Below are 22394 nucleotides of genomic sequence, written 5' to 3' on the forward strand. Positions count from 1 at the left end.
AGTATTGATTGAAATTATTCAACACGTCTTACATCTACAACATCTTCACAGATCACACGGTCTGTCAAACTATCAAATATCTTGACCGTCACAGTTTCACCGTCGTTGAAACCATAATTGTTGGAAGTGTTGGAATAGCCATCTACACTGACATGAACAGTAGAAGCATCCGTACCATTTATGCTGTCATCCCCATCCAGCACCAGAATTTCACCTGCCGACCACACCCCATCGTCAATACAGGGATTGTTTCTTTTGTATGCAAGAAGCGAGCCCTCCGGAGTAAGATCTAAATATTTTACTGTGACATGACCATAGGCCATGAAACCCACATGTCCGACCTGACCAACCTGACCGACCTGACTGACATAGCTGCTACCCTCCCCACTGAGAACTATAAAAGTAGAATCAAGATCAAGAGGATCTCCACCCTTGTGCTCAAGGCTCACAAAATTATTTTTGTATGAACTTGCATAGCCCACAACATCACTCACTTCGATCATCGCCATCGGGGTAGAGGAAGATAGGGATAGAGCAGAACCATTGCTAATCACTATTACTGCCACTGCGCCTGCAAGGACAACTGTCAAGAGTACCAGCAGAACTGCTCCAAGTACGGGTGTCACTGCATTATTATTTTTTATGATCGCCACCATATGATCTACCAAACATCAAACATCTTGAATATATTAAATTATTTCGTTAAAAAATAAGTTGGAAATAATAATTTGTCCGCAGAGTCAATATTTAAATAAACTATGAAATGTGGTCGTTACCACATTATCCAAACAAGATGCATACCAGAAACCACCCATTGAACTACAATGAGAAACACAATTGTAAAGCAAAAATTGTAGAGAATATTATTGTTTGCTTTTGAAATGCCAAATCTGATAAATTGGCAGTTGTTCAAAAAATAGAAACTTTTTTTGGATAATCGATACCTTTTTATCTAACGTATTTAATGGGTATATTGCAAATTTTGCACTCATATAATTAGATCCAAATTTAATAGGAGAAATGAATAATGGTAGCAGTAATTAACAGAGACGAATGTGTAGGATGCGGAACATGTGTAGACGATTGCCCATCTGAAGCAATTTCAATGGACGGAGAGAACATCGCTGTCGTAAACGCTGACGAATGTATTGATTGTGGTGCATGTGTGGACAGTTGTCCAACAGATGCTATATCAATGGAATAAGCCAACTTATTCCATACTATTTTTATTTTTCATATTGATTCGTTCTTTTGTTATCCACATGTGTTCCAGCTGTGCTTCGATCTTCAACAGAGTGCCAATAGATTTAAACCATTGACAGCATTATGATGAAAGATCATCATGCTAATCGTATTATCAGTAGGCGGGTCCATACTCGCAAAAAATCTTGACCCCAAGCATTTTTCCGCATATGCTTCAGCATTGAAAGAACTGGCACGTAAACATCAGATCGTGGTAGTGACTGGTGGCGGTGTTGCTGCAAGGAACTATATTGATGTTGCCCGAGGTGTCGGAGCCAATGAAGTAGTCTGTGATTTTATTGGAATTGACATCACACGTTTAAATGCACAGCTTCTTATCGCTGCACTTGGAAACACTGCCCATCCGGAACCACCGACCACATATAAGGAAGCAGAATCTGCCCTTGCATCAGGAAAGATCGTTGTGATGGGAGGAGTTATACCCGGCCAGACCACCGATGCTGTAGCAGCTATCCTTGCAGAATACCTGAATGCAGATATGATGGTAATTGCGACATCTGTTGACGGCGTCTATTCAAGTGACCCCAGAGAAGATCCAAATGCCAAAAAATTCGATGTTATGACTGCAAAGGAACTTGTCGGCATTGTTATATCAACAGAGATGAAAGCAGGATCTAAATCCCCGGTAGACCCTCTTGCCTCAAAGATAATAGAGCGCTGTAATATCGACACGATCATTATGGACGGAACCGATCCTCAGGACGTTCTTGAGGTCGTACTTCAGGAAGCTGTCAAAACTGACAAAGTAACAGGTGTTCGTCTTGGAACACGTATAATCGGATGAAAGAAAAATACACTTTTTTCATCTTACCTGCTTTTTAATAATATTTACAAATCAGAAACTATAAATCCATCACATGATAGCATCTTTTTTGGAATCTTTTATATAATAGCGTGATACAATGTATATTAATACATATATGTTAAGAAATAATATACATTTATAATTGCACCAGTCCGTGAAAAAAATGGCGGGATTTAGTAATACCCTGAAGAAGCTCACCAACGGAATTCTTCGAAAAAAGGGGAGCATCGGGAGCGAAGTGTCTCCTTTTGGAGCGCAACCGTCTCCATTTGTTCAAGCTCAATCTCCTTTTGGAGCAGAGCCCCCTAATTTTGGTGATGCAAATATTCCCCCCGGCGGAACACCATCGGGACCACCTTCAGCTCCGCCTTTTGGAAGTGCACCCCCTTCTTTTGGACCTCCTGGAATGAACCAGACCGAGTCACCAGCTCAGGCTCCAGCGGTTGATGACAAACGTGTGGATGAGAACGCAAACAAAATAAAAGCACTCGAAAACAAGCTATCAAAGATAGATGTGGCCATCTCATCGGTACAGAGAGAGAATCAGGATGTTAAAACTACTGTTGAGAAGATCGATCAAAGTGTACTCGAACTATTATCGTTGTACGAAATCGTTTCAAATCAGGTCAATCCATTCGTTGGTGATGAACAGAACAGTACTGCGACTATCGAGCGATTCGATAAAACTGAGAAAAGGATATCAGAAGTTGCTGATTATACCATGATGCTCAAAAACGATGTCGATGCCCTTAATCAAAGCATGGAAATGCCTGGAATATCTGGTGAGACAGAAGCCAAGATATCCAACATTGATACAAAAATAGATGTCTTTGCTGACGCCCTGATAACCTTGCAGGAAAACATCAATGTTATTTCAGAGAGATCGGATCAGATAGAAGCGAACATCAATGATATAGCACAAACTACAAGTGTGTTTTCTGAAAAGATCGAAGAGCTTGAGAAAATTGATATTTCTGAACTGGAGAAGAAACTGGAACAAACGTTTCTCGAAAGAAACCAGCAATCCAAAAAGACCAACAACTCACAAAACACAGGATATGGGAATGGAACTGAGGAAAATGACGATAAGTCCCCAATCGTCCGGCTGGAATCTATTAAGAAGAATCCTATGAGCGTAGTCGTTCTACTGAACTGGATAGAGTTCCTTATGGAACGAGTAGGCAGAAATAACCTTATGGATGCTCTTGATTATTACGTTGATATCGAATGGATAAGTGAAGAGGTCAGATCTGAAATAATGGCCTATGCGAGAGGAATTGATTATTATGTGGAAAAGCCCACATGGAGACTTCTGCCTGAAGACCACACAAAATCACTTCTTTTCATCGAAAGGCTTTGTGGGCGTAAGATAGATAGGAATATGCTCAGCATGGTCGACAGAGAAATGGCAAAAGTGAAACACGGATTGGAGGAACTTTATGGGATTTGAGACTACGGTTGTGATCTCCATATTTTTCATAACTAGCCTTGTTCTTGGAACGCACTCCTATGCTGTGATGAGCACATCAAATGATATTGTAACAGATGCTGAAGATATGAAATATAATATGCAATATCAGAAACTTAACAGTAAGATCACCATAAATTCAATGGCATTGGACGATACGAGCTCAATCCTGGATATAAACATCACCAACAATGGAAATATTGTACTTGCATCTGATGAAATAAGCATTCTGCTAGACGGAAAAGTGATAAACTACACATATACGCCTGAAACAAGAAAATGGTATCCAGATGAAACGAAGATGTTTTCAGTAACAGATGATTCAGGATTCAAGGACAAAAGAGTGAAGGTTGTAACAGATATTGGCATAATTGCATATAAAGCTGGTATTCCGGACATGGCTGCAATTTAAAGAGAAATGATCGGATTTTTACCCCCATACATAAGGTGTATAAATGGCATTCAAAAAAAAGCTACATATTTGCACTTTTGCTGATGATAGAAGAGCAGAGACTGCAATTACCCACATGATCTTTTTTATAACTGCGATACTGCTAGCCATGACAGTTGTAGCGGTCATGACATCAAATGTTCAATCCCTTACAAGTGCAACTGTATCAAACGGCAAGGTGCTGTCCGAACAGCTAAAAACGGACATTACGATCATAAGTGATCCTGAACTGATACCCTATGACACCACCATGGAACAATACACATTTTACGCCAAAAATACCGGAAAGACCGAACTTGATTCGGAATACCTAGATGTTCTCATCGATGGACTATATGTGTATCCCGATGAGCTCGATATTTCATTGTTCGATCAGGATGTGCTTTGGCGACCCGGGGATCTGCTAATGATCAATGTAACGGTCACTGAACCATTAAGTGACGGTGATCACCGATTGCTTATAGCCGCAGAGAATGGCAGATCAGATTCAATGGATTTCAGAATATAAAAGAGGTTAATATGGCAACAGTTTATTCTTTTGAGATCCAGCGTGATGAATTAAACGACAAACTTGGTGGAGGATTCCCAAAAGGATCCCTTGTAGTTATCGAAGGCGGTAGCGGTGGCGGGAAAAGTACCATATGCCAGCGTATAACATACGGTATGATAGAAAAGGACACAAGTGTCACATTTATATCAACCCAGTTAACAACAAAAGGATACATCAATCAGATGTATTCACTTGATTACCCCATAGCCCCTCATCTTTTGAAAGGGAGATTACTCTACATTCCAGTCATACCTTTGGTACAGTCTGCAAAATCGAGGATCGATTTCATTGAAAGGTTGATGGGTGCAAAGGAGCTTTTCGAAAAAGATGTTATCGTAATAGACACGATATCCTCACTAATAAAGTACAGCGCAAATACTGAAAAAAGTCTGGACCTCATCTCATTTTTCAAAAAACTCAACGGAATGGGAAAAGTCATAATACTGACAATAGAACCAAGTGAACTTGGAGAAGATATCGCATCCATGTTCCGCTCTTCCTGTGATGTCTACATGACATTGAAATCGAAAGCATTGGGTGCTGAAGTAAAACGTACGTTAGTTGTGAACAAATTCACTGGTGCAAATGGACCTGTCGGACAGATGATAGGCTTTAGGATCGAAACAAAAGTAGGCCTTGTAGTGGAAATTGCATCTGTAGGCTGAGGCAATGAATAGGGGCGATCTAAGTGGAACCTGAGTATCAGAAAGCATTACAAAGAAATCCTCATCTTGGGGTATATATCAAAAACTTTGTAAATAGAACAGGACATCAACCGGAATTTGTTGCTGGCCTCTCAAAGGACCTGCAAGATGAGGACTATGTCAACGTGATCTTTCCCGTTGGGGATCCGGTCTTTATTCATATTTATGGAACTCCGGAAATGGGAGAGATAGGATACTATTCGATTGAACCATTACTTAACGATCTTGAAAAAAAGAAATATGCCGCAATAATGGACCTAATTCTTGAAAGATCCGCAAACGAACCGATCCCGAAGGATGAAGATGAACTTAAAGACCTTATTATTAAACTATTGGGAAGTGCAATAGATGTTGGTGCCGGCGGTCAGATCGATGAAGAAAAAGTGGGCCTCATCGAAAAAATACTGCCAAAAACAAAAACCATACCTGTGACACAACAGGAACTTAACCATCTCCAGTATCACATCGAAAGGAACATTATCGGATCAGGACCAATTGAACCTATAATCAGAGATCCATATCTTGAAGATATTCATAGCATTGGAGTGGTCGGTATTTTTATCGTACATAAGATATTTGGAATGATGAAGACAGACCTTTCCTTCGGAGACGAGGCCGGCCTTGACCAATGGCTCAGGAGTATGAGCGAAAGGATAGGAAGACCTGTCAGTGATGCGAAACCAATTGCTGATGGTGCACTGCCTGATGGTTCCCGTATCAACATCATTTACAGTCTTGATGTAAGTAAGCGTGGTAGCAGTTTTACCATGCGTAAGTTCAGTGAAGTTCCTGTAAGTATAATAGAACTTATCATGTGGGGAGCACTCAGTTCTGAAATGGCCGCTTACATGTGGATGTGTCTTGAGAATGGAATGAGCATATTCTTTAGTGGTGAGACCGCTAGTGGAAAGACTACCATGCTGAATGCTTGTCTTCCTTTCGTCAACCCTACCGCCAAAATATTCACAGCAGAAGATACAGCTGAGGTCCAGCCTCCTCACCCGGTATGGCAGCAGTTGATAACACGTGAGGATGGACCACCCGAATCGAGAGTTGACACTTTTGCGCTTCTAAAAGCGGCTCTAAGGTCCAGACCGAACTATATTATCGTTGGTGAAATTCGTGGTGCAGAAGGAGCAGTAGCTTTTCAGGGTATGCAGACAGGTCACCCGGTATTGGCTACCTTCCACGCATCTGCAGTAACAAAGATGATACAGCGTCTGACAGGTGACCCCATAAACGTTCCTGTCACCTTCATCGACAACCTCAATGTTGCGATGATATTGTCCGCTGTATATCGTAAAGGAAAATTCCTCAGACGTTGTCTTGCAGTTGAAGAAATAGAAGGATACTACGAAGATGCTGGCGGAGTGGTCACAAGAGCTGTATTCCAGTGGGATCCGGAAACCGACACCCATAGCTTTAGAGGATTGAACAACAGTTACATTCTTGAGAACAAGATCGCCACACAACTCGGATATGAAGATAAAAGGGATATTTACAAGGACCTGATGTTAAGGGCAAGGATACTGGACGAGATGAAAGAGAGAGGCATCAAGGATTATTACGATGTGCTCGAGATAATTGTGAACTTCTATAAACATGGTATTGATGGATTACCATTTGCAGTATGAGGCACATAAATGGATTCTCTAAAGGCATTCAATGCAATGGAAATGAATCCGAAGGACTATGCACGGAAAATTGCAGCTCCAGTAGTATCTTTTGGATTCATATTCGCAATTGTAGCTTATGTGTTGTTGCCTGACCTTTTCACAGGGAACACAAAGATGCTTCCGGCACTTATCCCTGTGATCTGTATAATTTTTGTGTTCTATTATCCATTCTCCATACTTGGAGGGAAAGCTGCTCAAATAGACAATAATATGCACTATTACATCACGCACATGGGCGTCATTTCAACTGCAGAAACACCAAGACTTGATATAATCAAGATCGTTTCCCAGAATGAGAGTTATGGATTTCTTGCAAAGGAAAGTGAAAAGATATATGATCTGGTCACGGTATGGAACATGAGCTTGTCTGATGCATGCCGTTTTACATCAAAAAGAACACCATCTATCCTTTATGAGGACTTCCTTGACAGGTTTGCCCACGGACTTCAATCAGGAGAAGATATAAAATCATTCCTTAAAGCCGAACAGAACGTGGTAATGAATGAATACGAATCAATGTATGACAGCGCCCTCTACGCTATAGAAGTTATCAAAGAGCTGTTCATATCACTTATCATGGCGTTGATCTTTCTCGCGTCCTTTGCGATCATCATGCCGGTCATAACCGGAATGGATGCAATGTTGCTCATGTCAGTGGTTGTTGTCGTTTTTATTGTCACTGATCTGGTAATGATAACATTTACAAAATCAAAAGTGCCAAAGGATCCTATCTGGCAACAGACTAAAATATTGACAAAATCGAAGATCAAACTATATCAGTCGATCCCGATATCATTTGCAGGATGTATTATTGCAGCTATTGCAGTAATCTTATATGGAAAACTAGAACTGGCAATCGCTGTTGCCGTGGTAATAACACCTCTTTTCTATATCGGCCATGTTGCATCCAGTATAGAAAAGAATATCAAAAGGAAAGATGAAAACTATCCTTCCCTTATACGTTCTCTCGGAAGTTCCGCAGGTGCAAGAGGCGGACTTATAGATGAAGCACTCAAATCCCTGCAAATACATGATTTTGGTCCTCTCACAAAAGATGTGAACGCATTATACAAAAGATTGAATACCCGTGTGGACAAAACGAAATCATGGAATTTCTTTGCAGCTAATACAGGAAGCAATCTTATCCAGCGTTTCAGTGCCATGTTCGTTGAAGCTACTAACCTCGGCGGACAACCGGAGGTGATCGGGGATATGATAGCTAACAACTTCCACCGCATTGTGAATCTGAGAAAAAAGAGATACCAGTCCGCATCAAGTCTTGTAGGAGTGCTTTATGGACTCACGGGCGGTATAGGATTCACATTGTACATTTCGATCGGAGTTGTCGATCTGATGCAAGACATGTTCACAACGGTCACCATGCCGGAAGGCATGGGAATGGGGTTGATCCTGAACACAGAGATAGGTAATATAGAGGTACTTTCAGCAATGATATTGCTCATAATGGTCGCACATTCATTAATGTCAGCCCTCCTCATACGCTTTGTTGATGGAGGACACGTTTTAAGGTCCACAACGGACTTCGTGATAATGGTCTGGATATCATCGATCAGTGCAGTCTTTACAACTTCAGGAGTGGCAACCTTGCTAGGAACTTCCTGAAAGAATAATTTAAAGATAAAGAACCCCTGAAGATAGGGGGTTAAATTCTATTTTTTTAGAGATTATTCCGAACGTGATCAGCTATCACTTTACCTACATCAGAAGTATTGGAACTACCACCAAGGTCAGGAGTTGTCATGTTCTCCTTTATGCTGGAACTTACCGCATTCTCTACCAGAACCGCTTCTCTTTCGTAGCCCATCCATTCAAGCATCATCTTCATACTAAGGATAGCTGCAATTGGATCTGCAATGCCTTTACCCGCAATATCCGGAGCACTGCCATGTACCGGTTCAAAGAAAGCATATTTGTCGCCGATATTAGCACTGGGCACAAGCCCAAGGCTACCGACAAGAGCTGCCGACATGTCACTGAGTATGTCACCAAAAAGGTTTGTGGTCACCACCACATCATATCTTTCCGGATATGACATCAGACTATATGCCATTGCATCCACAAGCATATCACTGTACTCTACTCCCTCAGAAGCAGCAACCTCCCGGCAAACACCAAGGAAAAGAGTATCGGATTTCAAAACATTGGATTTGTGTACGATGGTAACCTGATTCTTTCTCTCTTTTGCCAGCTTACAGGCACTTCTTGCAATACGCTCAGACCCTTTACGTGACACGACCCGTTTTGTATATGCAACATCATCGTGGATCTCTTCGATGGAAGAATACATCCCTTCGGTGTTCTCTCTCACGATAACAAGATCAAAATCATTCTTTCCTGTCACACCGATAAGCCCGGGAAGCGGTTTTATCGGGCGGATATTAGCATACATATCAAGTTCTTTACGAATGGTAAGAAGAACACTTTTGTAATTCGGGTCAGGAGGAGTGGTGATCGCACCGAACAGAACACAATCACAGCTCTTCAGTATTTCCAGATCGTTCTCATTAATGGCAACGCCGCATTTTTCCCATTTACCATATCCAAGTTCAAGCGGGACCTTTTCAATGGGAAGGGCAAGCGCATCAAGAACCTATACTGCCGCAGGAATTACCTCTTTGCCGATACCATCGCCTTCAACTATCGCAACCCTCATTTTTTTAACCATAAGATCATGCCCTTTTCTTTACAATATCAAGTGCCAGATCCCTTACAGCTTCTGAAACGAAATACTCCGAAGCACCCCAGTGGACCACTGCCCCTTCCACATCATTGATGGTGACCCTGCCTGACTTTTCCGAACGGCAACACCTGGTTATGAAAGGCTTTGTCGGTTTGAAAATGTCAGACTTGAAAGGACAGATGTTGACCATTGAATAGCTGATATCAGGAAAACGCGTCTCAAACAGTTTTTTCGATATCTCACAACCAACAAGCAATACCCCATCTTCCATTACAGTATCGCAATCAAGGAACTTGCCCTTCAGACCGGAACATGAGCAGGGGAACACAGTGTTCTCACCCTCGAACTGCGAAAGGTCAATGACATTCTCGGTAAAACGAACTCCAAGATCCCCGAAAATGCCACTCGTTTCGAGCCGTCTTACAACGTGGGAAAGCCACGAAGGGACCGGGGGGATCACATCGACTATCTCAATCTCAACTACCTCAGATAATGACGGGGAGTGGACAAAGGTCACGTGATTATCAACACCTGTGAAGATCACAGTGTTCACATCGCCTTTGCACAATTCCATTGCTGTATCGATAAGAAGTGTCCTGTCCTTTATGTTCAGTTGCAATTCATATTTTATGACCTGTTCCTTCGAAGATATAAGCTCAATGCTCTCAATTTCACGTAGAAGGTCAGTTCCTTTCTTATTCACATGATAAACGGAATATTCGATCTCGGACTCACTTATTTTATCTTCAACTATCATGTAGTCCGAAAGGAAATAGATAATATCCTCGTGCACTTCATCAGGGGATATCCCCGTCACACCGACACACTTGTACTCATCAGGAAATATCATTTATTGGTCCTTTTTCTGCATAGCCTTCCTGTGTTCAACAAGGCCGCCATCTGTCAATATCTCAAGAAGGAAATCAGGAAGCTTGTTGCCTTTGAATACTTTACCGTTAATGGTCACCAGGCCTTCCTGCAGATCGACCTCAACAGTATCACCTTCATTGCACTCAATATCAGCTTCCATGAGAGGAAGTCCTACATTGATAGCATTACGGAAGAAGATACGCCCAAAAAATTTAGCGATAACACAAGAAACGCCTGCATATTTTAAAGCAAGAGCTGCCTGTTCCCTTGAAGACCCACAACCAAAGTTGCTTCCCCCAACGACCACATCGCCTTTATGGACCTTCTTCGAAAAATCAGGATCTATGCCCTCCATCGCATGATCAGCGAAAACCTGCATATCAGTTGTCCTGAGATATTTACCAGGGATAATGACATCAGTGTCGACATCATCGCCGAATACCCAAGCTTTTCCTTTAATTTTACTTTCCAATGTTGTCACCTGAAGAGTAGGTTTTACACAATGATATTAGTAAGTAGCGGAAAAAAAGAAAATTGAATGGAAATGTGATCAGATGTTGATCACATCGCCCTCAAGAACAGCCTTTTCGGAGACAGTGATCTGTACTGAAGTATTCTCATAACTTATTGTATAAGGCTCAACTGCCCTTACAACAAAATTAGTCTCACCTTCAATAGGACCTGTCATAGAATATGGGACCACGAACTCGAAACTACCATCGGAGATCATTGTCTGGGAATAAGAAAACGACCTCATTTGAGGAGTTTGTATAGTTGTGCTAAGCGTAATCTTCTCGTCTGCAGGAGCATTACCCCTTATCGTAGCACCTTTTACATATTCGAATACCTTTACATAACCAGTATCTTCAACAGGAATTGAGCCACCATGCCGAACATTATAGACATACTTATACCAAGTTTCGTCCGTTGCTGCTGAAGGCGATTCATAGACCATACGATATTGTTCAAGACTATCACCATCGAAAAGGTGAAGTCTTGCTTCCATAGTGTTAAAATAACGTTCATTCGGTGCAATCCTATCGCCCTCATTAGTCTGTGCCAAGAAGAAATAATCGTTGGTATCAAGGGTCCATAGAGCCATTGCGTAGAACTTACCGGTTGCCATTTCCACGTCGGTCACAACATACCTAGCACCCGATTTATCAGGATCAGGATGTACCGCTTCAAGGACAGCAGTTGCTTCTTCTTCTGATTGGGCAGTGAAGAAAGTAGAGGCTCCTGGCCTGTTCTCTTCCTCAATGCTGAAAGAACGACCACCGATTCCCTGCTGGAAAGGATTTGCATTAGGAATCCTGTGTCCAATGATCTCTATCCAATGACCATAATCCCACCATGACATCACACCGTATGATTCTTCAGGATACTGGTAAGACTCACCTGACACAGGGACATCATAATTTTCATAGTAGTCAAGTCCCGGATCAGGTGTATTGTTGCGAAGCCATAGAGTTGCATCGATCCAGTAACCATTAGGCCCACTTACACCTTGTGCCTGCTGTACCGCCATACCATAACTTGGATATGCGAGTGCCCCTACGATCAGGATGAGACTCAAAATATGAATTGGTTTTACATTTTCCATAAAGGATGTGTATGTTGTAACTGATTTTTTCCGAGTCCTGACATCATCCTGAAGTTTGCTCCATCCTGCAAGATCAAGTAATTTAATTCCCAGATATGCAGAGAGGATTGCAGCATTTATGGAATAATAATATGCAAAACGATTCTGCTGAAGCATAGCCCAGATGATCATTACAGTCCATACAATGAGAAATGTCTTTTCCTGAGAGTTCTTTTTGGTAGCTTCATACGCGAACAGTGCAAGAGCTATAAATGATACGTAGCCAAACAATGCAAAGTTATACCAGAGTGGTGCAAGTGTGAAAACACCACCTCTGCTCAGAAGAGGAGCGGCTTCTGCAATCGACAGACCGCCACCTGTCCTCATGAAATAACTGAAAACACTTATGATCAGGTCATATGCTGAAGGAAGTGCAATTTTGGATATTAATACAACCGCAACAAAAGAAACGATGAGAGAACCAGGATAGTAATATTTATTAAAGCCACGACGGTTCATTTCAATAGAAACCAAAGTCATTATCGGGAAAGCAAACAATCCTGCGAGTAGAGCCTTTAAATGTAGTGCTTTTGTACCACCGAGATAAGGGGTCATCGCAACCATTATAAGTGCAACAGCAAAAATGATCATTCCGCCAATTGCCATATAATCGGTCTTTTTGCCATGCATATGGTCCAGAATATGTTGTACCGTTACATACACCCCAATTATCAAACTGAAGAACAGTGCCCCCTTCCATGCCAGAGTATATGCACCAAGGGATATACCGGCAAGAATGAAATATGGAAGAGATGATCTAAGAGAGGAGAACTTACCATTTTTAAGACCCTCAAATGAAATATCATGGTCTCTTGCAGTCTTAACCGCCATTATCAGGAACATAGCTGTTACCGTACTGAGCAAGGTCTCAGCAATGTGGTGATCATTAAAACCGATCATTGATCGGGAAAGGAACTGACCAGAAGATACTGATACAAAGAAAGCAGCTAGCAGACCTGCTCTGCGATCAAATAGCCACTTACCTATATAGTATGCAGGGATCACTACAAGTGCAGCAAGAACCACAGGGAAATAAGCACAAACTGTATAGATCAGGTCTTGACTGGGATTCCCAAAACCAATTAACCAGATGATGGTCGCTAGGAACATATCGTATAATGGTGCAAAAACCTGCCCTGTCCCCATAGGATAATTTGTATACGCATCGAACCAGAGCATGTGCGGATAATTGTGCACAATTGATTCAACGTTCCTTAAGTGATACCATGGATCATTTCCCCCAAATCTAACAAACTCACTTGAAATAAAGACTCCCGCTTTTGGAATGGTCCTAAGATCAAATGCGATCAAAAATGATATGACCACTCCTACAAAATAGGGGAGGCTTCCTTTGACATCCCAATTTTTCTTTTCTTCCGCCATGACTTCAACTCTTCAACAATTGACCTGCATTATAAATTTATAAGATAGTAAGTATGATATCATATAAGTATTGTGAGAACAGATAAAGGAAGAAATCATATAAAATTTATTGATGGTCAAGTAAATAATAATACAGGAACAATTTAATTACAACACTGGAGAGATCTATTAATTGTGTGGAATATGCGGATATGCAGGCTTTGATGATGAAGACCTCCTTGGAAAAATGTGTGATGCTATCGTTCATCGTGGTCCTGATGATAGTGGCTCATTTACGGATAAGGGGATTGGTCTTGGACATCGCCGATTGAGCATCATTGATCTTGAAGGCGGACATCAACCGGTATGCAATGAAGATGGAACTATCTATGTTGTATATAACGGGGAGATCTATAATTTTCTGAGCTTAAGGGATGAGCTTGAAAAACGAGGTCATCGTTTTCAGACATCATCAGATACCGAGGTAATTGTTCACCTTTATGAAGAATATGGGAAGGACCTTGTCCATCATCTTCGAGGTATGTTCGCTTTTGCATTGTGGGATTCAAACACCAGGACACTATTGCTTGCCCGCGACCGACTTGGGGTCAAGCCACTCTATTACACCACCATAGACAACAGATTGTTATTTGCATCCGAAATAAAGTCGATAGTTCAGTATAGCGGTTATGAAAAAGCCGTTGATATAGGAACCTTACACGATTATTTGACATTCCGCCATGCTCTTGGAACCGAAACGATGTTTGCCGGAATTAAGAAATTGTTGCCGGGACATGTAATGACATATCGGGAAGGTGAAGTAAATATTTCAGAGTACTGGGATGTACCACTAGTAACTGTTGGAAATGAAAGTGAGGACTTTTACATTAAAAAGACACGTCTTTTGCTGGAAGAGTCTGTTAAAATGCGACTTATGAGCGAAGTGCCCCTTGGAATTTATCTTTCCGGCGGGATAGATTCGGGAATAGTTACCGGACTAATGAGCAAGATGGTTGATGAACCTATTGAAACATTCTCTGTTGGGTTCGGGGAGCGGGGAGAGATAGGTGAGTTGAGCCAGGCTCAGGAAGCTGCAGACTTTTTTGGAACGAACCATCATGAGATAATAGTAGATCAGGGTGCTTTCAAACAAAACCTCAAAGATATCATATGGCATAACGATGAGCCAATAGCAGACCCTTCTGCACTGGCAATGTTCCAGCTTTCGAAAATGGCAAGCAAACATGTGACCGTTGTGCTCAACGGAGCCGGCGGGGATGAGGTATTTGGAGGCTATATCAGCTATAAAGTGGGTCTTGCGAACCAAAAATACCATAAGATAGTTCCAAAGGTCATTAGACAGGGACTCGTTAGGCCTTTTGTGAATGCGATCTCTCCCCACCTTTCGAGCAAGATGTACGTTGGGATACAAAGTGCCACTCAGGAAGTGGAAGAGCATGGATTTCTTTTTACGAAATCTGTGTTCAGTGAAGAAGATAAGGAAGATATCTACACAGATAAGATAAAAGATAAAATTCACCACAATACATTCGAGAAGGCAACTACAAGTTTATTCAGAGGAAAGAGGTATTCAGGAGCAATAGATGAGCGGAGCAGTGCTAAAAATACAGACCTTCTTTCAAAGATGATGTATGCGGATACAAAGTCATATCTTGTTGATCATATACTGCTTGAAACGGATAAGCTTACCATGTCAAGCTCCATTGAAGCGAGAGTTCCTATCATAGACCATAAGGTCGTTGAATTTGCAGCCAGTATTCCTCAGGAATTGAAACTTCGTGGTATGACTGAGAAATATATATTGAAGAAAGTTGGTCAAGGCATGTTACCACCTGCTGCACAGAACCGGAAGAAACGACCATTCCGGATACCTATCGATACGTGGTTCAAAGACGAGCTTCACGAAATGTCACAGCAGGTGCTTGATGAGTCATCAATCGTGGAACAGGGATATTTCAGACCGGAAGTTGTCAAGGACATCATGAAAAAACATGAAAGAGCAGAATTGTTGTATAATCATCAGATGTATGCTTTGCTGGTGTTCGAGATGTGGCATGAAAGATTTATGAAGATGTGAGTGGGAGAGGCAGAAGATATGAAAATTTGTTTAATTGCAGATGCCATTTCTGTACATACTGTTCGCTGGGCAGAATATTTTGCACAGCAAGGGGATGAAGTACATCTAATTACGTATGAGTCGCCTATCCAGGATATAAGCGGAGTGACGATACATGCCATTAGATCGAGATTTGACAGTCTTTATCTTGCTTTCATACCAAGGCATCTGAAGATATATTCACTTGTGAAGAGACTCAAGCCTGATATCGTTCATGCTCATTTTATATCGAAATTTGGATTCCATGCAGCATTTTTGAATTTCAGACCTGTGGTGATGAGTGCATGGGGAGATGATATACTGATCATCCCATATTGGTCAAAGGTATTATGGTATTTTACAAAGAAAAGTCTTAAGAGAGCGGATAAGATCTATGCGGTTTCTGATGATATTGCACAAAAGATCATTTTCGATTTTGGAATATCCGCAGACCATGTTGAAGTAATTCCTTTCGGGGTGGATTCCAAACTATTTAGCCCAAATGAAAAAGAATGGCCTCATGAAAAAGTACAAGTTCTCTCGAACAGGAACTTTTATGAAGTATATAATATTGAGACATTGCTTCACGCCATACCTCTTGTTGTTGAAAAATATGAGAACATAAATTTCATAATAAAGGGCACTGGACCTCTTGAAAGTTCACTTAAGCAGCTTGCTAAAGATCTGAATATTGAGAAGTTCATCGATTTTGTTGGATGGATCGAATACAAAGAAATGCCTAAGTATTTGCATAAAGGCGATATTTACGTATCCACCGCCACATCAGATGGGACCCCGGTTTCTGTCCTTGAAGCCATGGCATGCAAAAAAGCCTGCATTGTAACTGATGTGGGCGGTGTTAAGGAGTGGATAGAAGATGGAATGAACGGTATCTTAATACCACCGCGAAACCCCGAGATCCTGGCAGAAAAGATATTGGACCTGGCAAGGTTCCCTGATGAAAGAGAACGATTGGGGAACCAGGCATACAAGGTCATAGATGAGAGAGGAGATTGGTATCGCATTATGTCCTCTGTCAGACTAGATTATGAGAATATGGTCAAAGAACATGAACAATGATAGCATTGCAATTACAGGAAGTAGAGGCTTTATAGGGACTCGGCTTACCGCCCAACTTCGTTTAAAGGGCTTGGACCTGCTTGAGATCTCACACTCGTTAGATTCGATCGATATTACTAATTGGGAACAAGTGAAGACGATACCAAAAAGGGATGTGCTTGTTCACCTTGCCGGGATGACAAATATACCGGAATCCTTTAACCATCCACGAGATGTTTACACGATAAATACATTCGGCACATTGAATATGCTTGAGTGGTGCCGTTTGAACGATGTAAAGAGATTTATCTATGCCAGTACTTTTGTTTACGGGAACCCACAATACACACCTGTTGATGAAAAGCATCCAACTCTACCGAATAACCCATACTCCCAGAGCAAACTGATAGGAGAAGAGCTTTGCAACGCTTATTGCAGGGATTATGGTATCGATGTCATATCGTTGCGTTTATTCAATGTCTATGGACCCCACCAGAAAGGAGATTATCTGATCCCACATATAATACGTCAACTCGAATCAGGAAAAGTGTCACTGAAAGACCCTTTGCCTAAAAGGGATTTTGTGTATATTGACGATGTTATAGATTCCTTTGAATGTGCATTGGATAGTGGTCTTGGTGGATGCAATGTATTTAATATTGCAAACGGGAAGAGCAATTCTGTAAGAGAGATAGCAGATATGCTTGCAGAGACTTATTTTTTTGAGAAAGGTCAAAGAGCTGATATTGATTATACATGTGAGAAGCGGCAAAGTGAAGTTTCCGACACTATTGCAAATATAGAAAAAGCAAAGAATATAATCAAGTGGGAACCGAAAACGGATATTAAGACCGGACTTGCACAAACCTTAAGGACGTATCTGAATGAGTATAAAAAATAAGAATGTCGTTGTTACGGGAGCAGGAGGATTCATTGCCAGCCATCTGACAGAAGAACTGGTCCGTCGTGGTGCTAATGTCAAAGCGTTCGTACATTATAATTCAAGAAATGACTGGGGATTACTTGAGCTTGCAGAAAAGGATCTGCTTGATAAGGTCGAAGTTATTTCAGGAGATGTTACTGACCCATTTTTTGTCAATTCGGTGACAAAGGACACAGACATTGTATTCCATCTGGCAGCACTTATTGGCATACCCTATTCATACGTAGCTCCTGAGCATTACGTTAATGTCAATGTCAAAGGTACTCTGAATGTTCTTCAGGCATGTCTTGACAATGGAGTTGGAAAGATGGTACATACATCCACAAGTGAGACGTATGGTACTGCAGAATACACACCAATCGATGAAAAGCACCCCCTCAAAGGGCAATCGCCTTATTCTGCTTCCAAGATCGGAGCGGATAAAATGGCAGAGAGCTATTATCGTTCATTTGATCTTCCCGTTGCGACTATCAGGCCTTTCAACACGTTTGGACCACGCCAGTCTGCGCGTGCAATAATTCCCACAATAATATCACAGGCGCTTACCAGAGATGAGATCCATGTGGGATCATTGACACCGGTGCGTGATATGACATATGTAAAAGATACAGTGAATGGATTTATTGAAGTTGGACTTTCAGAGAGGTCATCTGGAGAGACCATTAATGTAGGAACAGGATCAGGAGCTACTATCGGAGTAATTCTGGAGAAGATCCTTAAGATACTTGGAAAAGAGGACATTCCTGTTATCGAGGAACAAAACCGTGTTCGTCCAGGCAAAAGTGAGGTAATGGAATTGATATGTGATAATTCGAAAGCAAAGGACTTGCTTAACTGGTCTCCGGAATATTCACTTGATAATGGATTGAAAGAGACCATCGAGTGGATGCAAGAATATACAAAATTATATAAGCCAGATATGTATGTTATTTAATAATATGCAAGCAGTTATTTTAGCAGGAGGAAAGGGGACTCGTCTGGCTCCCTATACCACAGTTTTGCCAAAGCCTTTGATGCCCATAGGGGATATGCCGATACTAGAGATTGTTATCCGGCAACTTAAGAAGAATGGGTTTACCGATATTGTTCTGGCTGTCGGTCATCTTGCAGGTCTTATAGAGGCATATTTTGGAGATGGGAGCAAGTGGGGAGTGAACATCACATACTCTATTGAAGACGAACCACTTGGAACCGCCGGCCCCCTATCCCTAATTGATGATCTGGATGAGAATTTTCTGGTGATGAACGGGGACCTTTTGACAAATGTTAATTACTCTGACCTTATGCGATTCCATCTTGAAAATGATGCACTATCGACAGTTTCCGTGTATACAAAGGATGTTCCAATAAGCTTGGGAGTTCTTGAATTAGATGATAATGGGAAGATCACAGACTATATTGAAAAGCCTACGCTGAAATACAAGGTCAGTATGGGAATCTATGTTTTTAATCGGAAGATATTGGAACATATTAAAAAAGGAGAGTATTTGGATTTCCCGGATCTAATCAAGAATTTGATAAGTCTAAATGAGAATGTTTCCGGTTATATGTTCGAGGGATATTGGATGGATATTGGTAGATATGAGGATTATTCTAAGGTGTTGGAAGAGTTTGAGAGTATGAAGGATGAATTGTTGTGAATTCGGTGAAAATTATGTATATATTTCATAATAAAAAGAGCCTCATAACCAGCGACACCGATTCACTTAGAAAGGAACTGGTGCGCCACATTAAAGAACGAGCAACCTGAAACAGTCCGTATCTTCGATGTGGATGAGACCGATCAGTTCGAGTTCTAGCATTAACTTAAAGGATATGATGACACGATCTGATTCCTGCTTGGTGGTGTGCGGGTAATCTGATTGAAGCTGTGAATCATCATTTCAAATATTGCTAATAGAGAAAGGAAGGGAAACTACATCATGGACAAAAATAATATATTTGCAATAATTCCAGCCCGCAGCGGCTCTAAAGGTATTGCAGGTAAAAACATACGGTCATTGAATGGAAAACCCCTTATTTGCCATACCATCGAAGAAGCAGTTAAATCAAGATACTTAGAAAGAGTTTTCATTTCCACTGATGATCCATTAATTGCAAAAATATCTAAGCAATGTGGTGCCAAAATCATAAATCGACCTGCTGAACTTGCCGAAGATGAATCCCCTACAATTAATGCGATTTTTCACGCTATAGATACCATAAAAAATGCATATGACACCGAAATTATAATTCTCTTACAACCCACATCTCCATTGAGAAATGCCGCTGATATTGATAAGGCACTCGACATGTTCATGAAAACGGACTGCGATTCTGTAATAAGCATGTGCAAAGTGGAGCACTCACCATACTGGAGTTTCAAATATGAGGGTGATAAATTTAAATCGCTTTTCGGGAACGAATGTTTACAAATGCGCAGGCAAGAACTGCCTGAGGTGTACCGACCAAATGGTGCAATATACATAACCACAATCGAAAACCTCTACAAGAACAATGGTTTTTATTGCGATAAGATTATTCCATATATCATGCCAGCGGAAAGAAGTGTAGACATTGATGACGAAATCGACTTCAAACTTGCAGAACTGCTAATCCAAGAGTATACAAAAAATGCAAAAAATGGATCGAATAAGTGAGAATGCCCCCGTATTCATCATTGCTGAAGCCGGCGTGAACCACAACGGCAGCATAGCACTGGCCAAGCAATTAATCGACGTAGCAGCCAAATCCAACGCAGACGCCGTAAAATTCCAGACCTTTGTCACAGAAGATGTCGTAAGCATTAATACCCCAAAAGCAGAATACCAAAAGCATACAACTGAGTCCTCCGAATCCCAATTTGAGATGATCAAGAAACTGGAGCTCTCAAAAACAGACCATAAAGAATTGATGAAACATGCTGAGCAAAAAAACATCATGTTTCTTTCCACGCCCTTCGATGAGAGAAGCGTTGACCTGCTGGTAGAACTCGGGGTTCCGTTAATAAAGATCAGTTCTGGTGAGATCACAAACCATCCATTACTGAAATACATATCAAGAAAAGGAATTCCAATCATCCTTTCAACCGGCATGTCCACACTTGAAGAAGTGGCAGAGGCAGTATCGGTTATAAAAGATGCAGGATGCGAGGATCTTACCCTCCTCCACTGTACATCAAGCTATCCCGCACGTGTGGAGGACTGCAACCTACTGACCATGGAGACCATGGCAGATGTATTTGATGTCCAGGTTGGTTATTCAGACCACACTTCCGGTATTTGTGTGCCACTGGCTGCTGCAGCCATGGGAGCGTGTGTGATCGAGAAACATTTCACACTTGATAAGAACCTCACCGGTCCAGATCACATGGCATCATTGGAACCCACTGAACTAGAGGAAATGGTGCGCGGCATACGTTTGGTCGAAAAGGCGCGGGGTTCTTCAGTAAAAGCTCCAGTAGAGTCGGAACTTGAGGTGCGGGATATTGTAAGAAGGAGCATCGTGGCAAAGGTTAACATTCCTGCGGGCACTGTCATCGCTGAGGATCTGCTAGCGTTTAAGCGTCCAGGTGTAGGGATGCCTCCAAAATATCTGGACAGACTAATTGGTAAGGTACCAATTTCAGAAATTAAAAAAGATTCTTTAATCAATTTCGAAATGTTTGAGACAATATGAAGCGGAAAATTGCAGTGGTCACAGGAACTCGTGCAGATTATGGAATTTATTTACCGGTTTTGAAAGCCATCCAGAGATCTTCAAAATTGGATTTATCGCTTATTGTTACAGGAATGCATTTATCTGAAACATTCGGGCATACTGTGGATGAGATTGAAAAAGATGGATTTAGTATTGATGCTAAAATCCCATTAGGATTGTTAGAAGATAGTGGTGCATCTATGGCTCTTGATGTCGGAATATGCATATTGGGTCTAACCGATGCTCTTAAAAAAATAAAGCCAGATATACTTCTTGTACTAGGGGATCGTGGAGAGATGCTGGCTACGACTATTGCAGGAATTTACATGAATATACCTGTGGCACATCTGCATGGCGGTGAGGTTAGTGGAACGGTCGATGAATCGATTAGGCATGCCATAACCAAATTATCACATATCCATTTTCCGGCAACCGAAGAAAGTGCTGAAAGAATACGGAATTTGGGCGAGGACGAGTTTAGAATTTACGTTGTGGGTGCACCTGCACTTGATACAATTTTATCGGAAACATTTGTTCCTAAAGAAGAAATGGGACACTTTTTCGATATTGACATAAACAAACCAATTATACTGGTTGTACAGCATCCTGTTACAACCGAGGTTGGTGCTGTTGAACGACATATCCGTGAGACCATGGATGCAGTAGTTGAACTTGGTGAACAAACTGTTGTAATTTATCCAAATGCCGATGCAGGTGGTCGAAAGATAATTGAAACCATTGAACAGTACCGAAATTATGCATTTATCAAGATATTTAAAAATATCAGGCATGTTGATTATTTGAGTTTGATGAGAACCACAAATGTAATGGTTGGAAATTCCAGTAGCGGAATAATTGAAGCTCCATCTTTCGGTTTACCGGTAGTTAATATAGGCACTCGTCAAACCGGCAGACAGAGAGGACAAAATACAATTGATGTGGATTACGACAAAGATGAGATTATAAAGGCAATTAAAGTAGGATTATATGATAAAGATTTTAAACGTAAGGCAAGCAAGTGTATAAGTCCATATGGAAATGGTCATGCAGGCACCGCAATTGCAGAAATTCTTGAAAGTATATAGATAACGCCTGAATTGTTGCAA

20 protein-coding genes and 1 pseudogene are annotated in these 22394 nt (G+C 41.3%); 16 read left to right on the forward strand and 5 right to left on the reverse strand.

The genetic code is table 11. From position 1 onward, the window contains the following. Positions 1 to 14: 14 nt before the first annotated feature. Complete coding sequence (locus MBUR_RS08085) at positions 15 to 656, reverse strand: type IV pilin (protein WP_011499616.1); 642 nt, start codon at positions 654 to 656, stop codon at positions 15 to 17. A gap of 371 nt (positions 657 to 1027) precedes the next feature. Between MBUR_RS08085 and MBUR_RS08090 the strand changes: the two genes are divergently transcribed. The 8 genes from MBUR_RS08090 (at position 1028) to flaJ (ending at position 8540) form a co-directional block, all read left to right on the forward strand. Continuing rightward, entirely contained in the window at positions 1028 to 1204 is a 177-nt protein-coding gene (locus MBUR_RS08090) for a 4Fe-4S binding protein (RefSeq protein WP_011499617.1), read from the forward strand. Positions 1205 to 1342: 138 nt separating this feature from the next. Beyond that, entirely contained in the window at positions 1343 to 2047 is a 705-nt protein-coding gene (gene pyrH, locus MBUR_RS08095) for a UMP kinase (RefSeq protein ID WP_011499618.1), read from the forward strand. A 184-nt stretch (positions 2048 to 2231) separates the two neighbouring features. After that, positions 2232 to 3518, forward strand: a complete 1287-nt coding sequence (locus MBUR_RS08100) for a FlaD/FlaE family flagellar protein (protein ID WP_011499619.1) — start codon at positions 2232 to 2234, stop codon at positions 3516 to 3518. Further along, positions 3508 to 3948, forward strand: coding sequence for a flagellar protein F (locus MBUR_RS08105; protein ID WP_011499620.1), 441 nt, complete (start codon positions 3508 to 3510; stop codon positions 3946 to 3948). The genes MBUR_RS08100 and MBUR_RS08105 overlap by 11 nt, the downstream gene beginning before the upstream one ends. A gap of 43 nt (positions 3949 to 3991) precedes the next feature. Then, positions 3992 to 4495 (forward strand): flagellin, encoded by a 504-nt coding sequence (locus MBUR_RS08110; protein WP_011499621.1) that lies wholly within the window; start codon positions 3992 to 3994, stop codon positions 4493 to 4495. Positions 4496 to 4506: 11 nt separating this feature from the next. After that, positions 4507 to 5202: an ATPase domain-containing protein gene (locus MBUR_RS08115; protein WP_011499622.1), complete on the forward strand. Its 696-nt coding sequence runs from the start codon at positions 4507 to 4509 to the stop codon at positions 5200 to 5202. Positions 5203 to 5225: 23 nt separating this feature from the next. Continuing rightward, positions 5226 to 6875 carry a type II/IV secretion system ATPase subunit gene (locus MBUR_RS08120; protein ID WP_011499623.1) on the forward strand — a complete coding sequence of 550 codons (1650 nt, stop codon included), beginning with the start codon at positions 5226 to 5228 and terminating at the stop codon, positions 6873 to 6875. A 9-nt stretch (positions 6876 to 6884) separates the two neighbouring features. Beyond that, positions 6885 to 8540 (forward strand): archaellar assembly protein FlaJ, encoded by a 1656-nt coding sequence (flaJ, locus tag MBUR_RS08125; protein WP_011499624.1) that lies wholly within the window; start codon positions 6885 to 6887, stop codon positions 8538 to 8540. 55 nt (positions 8541 to 8595) lie between these two features. On the opposite strand, the pseudogene MBUR_RS08130 reads toward flaJ, so the two are convergent. The 4 genes and pseudogenes from MBUR_RS08130 to MBUR_RS08145 form a co-directional block, all read right to left on the reverse strand. Further along, positions 8596 to 9591, reverse strand: a pseudogene (locus tag MBUR_RS08130) (isocitrate/isopropylmalate family dehydrogenase). Between the two features lie 16 nt (positions 9592 to 9607). Continuing rightward, entirely contained in the window at positions 9608 to 10468 is an 861-nt protein-coding gene (locus MBUR_RS08135) for a DUF7714 family protein (RefSeq protein WP_011499625.1), read from the reverse strand. Continuing rightward, on the reverse strand, positions 10469 to 10960 hold the full coding sequence (locus MBUR_RS08140; RefSeq protein WP_011499626.1) for a 3-isopropylmalate dehydratase small subunit: 492 nt from the start codon (positions 10958 to 10960) through the stop codon (positions 10469 to 10471). 78 nt (positions 10961 to 11038) lie between these two features. Continuing rightward, positions 11039 to 13513: an oligosaccharyl transferase, archaeosortase A system-associated gene (locus tag MBUR_RS08145; protein ID WP_011499627.1), complete on the reverse strand. Its 2475-nt coding sequence runs from the start codon at positions 13511 to 13513 to the stop codon at positions 11039 to 11041. A 172-nt stretch (positions 13514 to 13685) separates the two neighbouring features. On the opposite strand from MBUR_RS08145, the gene asnB reads away from it, so the two are divergent. The 8 genes from asnB to neuC all read left to right on the forward strand — a co-directional run bounded on the left by asnB (position 13686) and on the right by neuC (position 22373). Beyond that, complete coding sequence (asnB, locus tag MBUR_RS08150; RefSeq protein ID WP_011499628.1) at positions 13686 to 15590, forward strand: asparagine synthase (glutamine-hydrolyzing); 1905 nt, start codon at positions 13686 to 13688, stop codon at positions 15588 to 15590. 18 nt (positions 15591 to 15608) lie between these two features. Beyond that, positions 15609 to 16688 (forward strand): glycosyltransferase family 4 protein, encoded by a 1080-nt coding sequence (locus tag MBUR_RS08155; RefSeq protein WP_011499629.1) that lies wholly within the window; start codon positions 15609 to 15611, stop codon positions 16686 to 16688. After that, on the forward strand, positions 16678 to 17568 hold the full coding sequence (locus tag MBUR_RS08160; RefSeq protein WP_198003719.1) for an NAD-dependent epimerase/dehydratase family protein: 891 nt from the start codon (positions 16678 to 16680) through the stop codon (positions 17566 to 17568). Before MBUR_RS08155 ends, MBUR_RS08160 begins: the two co-directional genes overlap by 11 nt. After that, entirely contained in the window at positions 17552 to 18544 is a 993-nt protein-coding gene (locus tag MBUR_RS08165) for an SDR family NAD(P)-dependent oxidoreductase (RefSeq protein ID WP_011499631.1), read from the forward strand. The genes MBUR_RS08160 and MBUR_RS08165 overlap by 17 nt, the downstream gene beginning before the upstream one ends. A gap of 4 nt (positions 18545 to 18548) precedes the next feature. Further along, positions 18549 to 19250 carry a nucleotidyltransferase family protein gene (locus MBUR_RS08170; protein WP_048063605.1) on the forward strand — a complete coding sequence of 234 codons (702 nt, stop codon included), beginning with the start codon at positions 18549 to 18551 and terminating at the stop codon, positions 19248 to 19250. Positions 19251 to 19532: 282 nt separating this feature from the next. Continuing rightward, positions 19533 to 20249 carry a cytidylyltransferase domain-containing protein gene (locus tag MBUR_RS08175; RefSeq protein ID WP_011499633.1) on the forward strand — a complete coding sequence of 239 codons (717 nt, stop codon included), beginning with the start codon at positions 19533 to 19535 and terminating at the stop codon, positions 20247 to 20249. Continuing rightward, a complete protein-coding gene (gene neuB, locus MBUR_RS08180) occupies positions 20233 to 21267 on the forward strand; it encodes an N-acetylneuraminate synthase (RefSeq protein WP_198003720.1) in 1035 nt (344 codons plus the stop codon). Before MBUR_RS08175 ends, neuB begins: the two co-directional genes overlap by 17 nt. Then, positions 21264 to 22373: a UDP-N-acetylglucosamine 2-epimerase gene (gene neuC, locus MBUR_RS08185; RefSeq protein WP_011499635.1), complete on the forward strand. Its 1110-nt coding sequence runs from the start codon at positions 21264 to 21266 to the stop codon at positions 22371 to 22373. Before neuB ends, neuC begins: the two co-directional genes overlap by 4 nt. Positions 22374 to 22394 lie beyond the last annotated feature (21 nt).

The organism is Methanococcoides burtonii DSM 6242 (genome assembly GCF_000013725.1).
Taxonomy (GTDB): Archaea; Halobacteriota; Methanosarcinia; order Methanosarcinales; family Methanosarcinaceae; genus Methanococcoides; species Methanococcoides burtonii.

What these genes read in the sequence shown, in the direction of transcription:
- MBUR_RS08085 (WP_011499616.1), bottom strand. Translation starts at nt 656, where the DNA reads ATGGTGGCGATCATAAAAAATAATAATGCAGTGACACCCGTACTTGGA.
- MBUR_RS08090 (WP_011499617.1), top strand. Translation starts at nt 1,028, where the DNA reads ATGGTAGCAGTAATTAACAGAGACGAATGTGTAGGATGCGGAACATGT.
- pyrH (WP_011499618.1), top strand. Translation starts at nt 1,343, where the DNA reads ATGCTAATCGTATTATCAGTAGGCGGGTCCATACTCGCAAAAAATCTT.
- MBUR_RS08100 (WP_011499619.1), top strand. Translation starts at nt 2,232, where the DNA reads ATGGCGGGATTTAGTAATACCCTGAAGAAGCTCACCAACGGAATTCTT.
- MBUR_RS08105 (WP_011499620.1), top strand. Translation starts at nt 3,508, where the DNA reads ATGGGATTTGAGACTACGGTTGTGATCTCCATATTTTTCATAACTAGC.
- MBUR_RS08110 (WP_011499621.1), top strand. Translation starts at nt 3,992, where the DNA reads ATGGCATTCAAAAAAAAGCTACATATTTGCACTTTTGCTGATGATAGA.
- MBUR_RS08115 (WP_011499622.1), top strand. Translation starts at nt 4,507, where the DNA reads ATGGCAACAGTTTATTCTTTTGAGATCCAGCGTGATGAATTAAACGAC.
- flaJ (WP_011499624.1), top strand. Translation starts at nt 6,885, where the DNA reads ATGGATTCTCTAAAGGCATTCAATGCAATGGAAATGAATCCGAAGGAC.
- MBUR_RS08135 (WP_011499625.1), bottom strand. Translation starts at nt 10,468, where the DNA reads ATGATATTTCCTGATGAGTACAAGTGTGTCGGTGTGACGGGGATATCC.
- MBUR_RS08145 (WP_011499627.1), bottom strand. Translation starts at nt 13,513, where the DNA reads ATGGCGGAAGAAAAGAAAAATTGGGATGTCAAAGGAAGCCTCCCCTAT.
- MBUR_RS08155 (WP_011499629.1), top strand. Translation starts at nt 15,609, where the DNA reads ATGAAAATTTGTTTAATTGCAGATGCCATTTCTGTACATACTGTTCGC.
- MBUR_RS08160 (WP_198003719.1), top strand. Translation starts at nt 16,678, where the DNA reads ATGAACAATGATAGCATTGCAATTACAGGAAGTAGAGGCTTTATAGGG.
- MBUR_RS08165 (WP_011499631.1), top strand. Translation starts at nt 17,552, where the DNA reads ATGAGTATAAAAAATAAGAATGTCGTTGTTACGGGAGCAGGAGGATTC.
- MBUR_RS08170 (WP_048063605.1), top strand. Translation starts at nt 18,549, where the DNA reads ATGCAAGCAGTTATTTTAGCAGGAGGAAAGGGGACTCGTCTGGCTCCC.
- MBUR_RS08175 (WP_011499633.1), top strand. Translation starts at nt 19,533, where the DNA reads ATGGACAAAAATAATATATTTGCAATAATTCCAGCCCGCAGCGGCTCT.
- neuB (WP_198003720.1), top strand. Translation starts at nt 20,233, where the DNA reads ATGGATCGAATAAGTGAGAATGCCCCCGTATTCATCATTGCTGAAGCC.
- neuC (WP_011499635.1), top strand. Translation starts at nt 21,264, where the DNA reads ATGAAGCGGAAAATTGCAGTGGTCACAGGAACTCGTGCAGATTATGGA.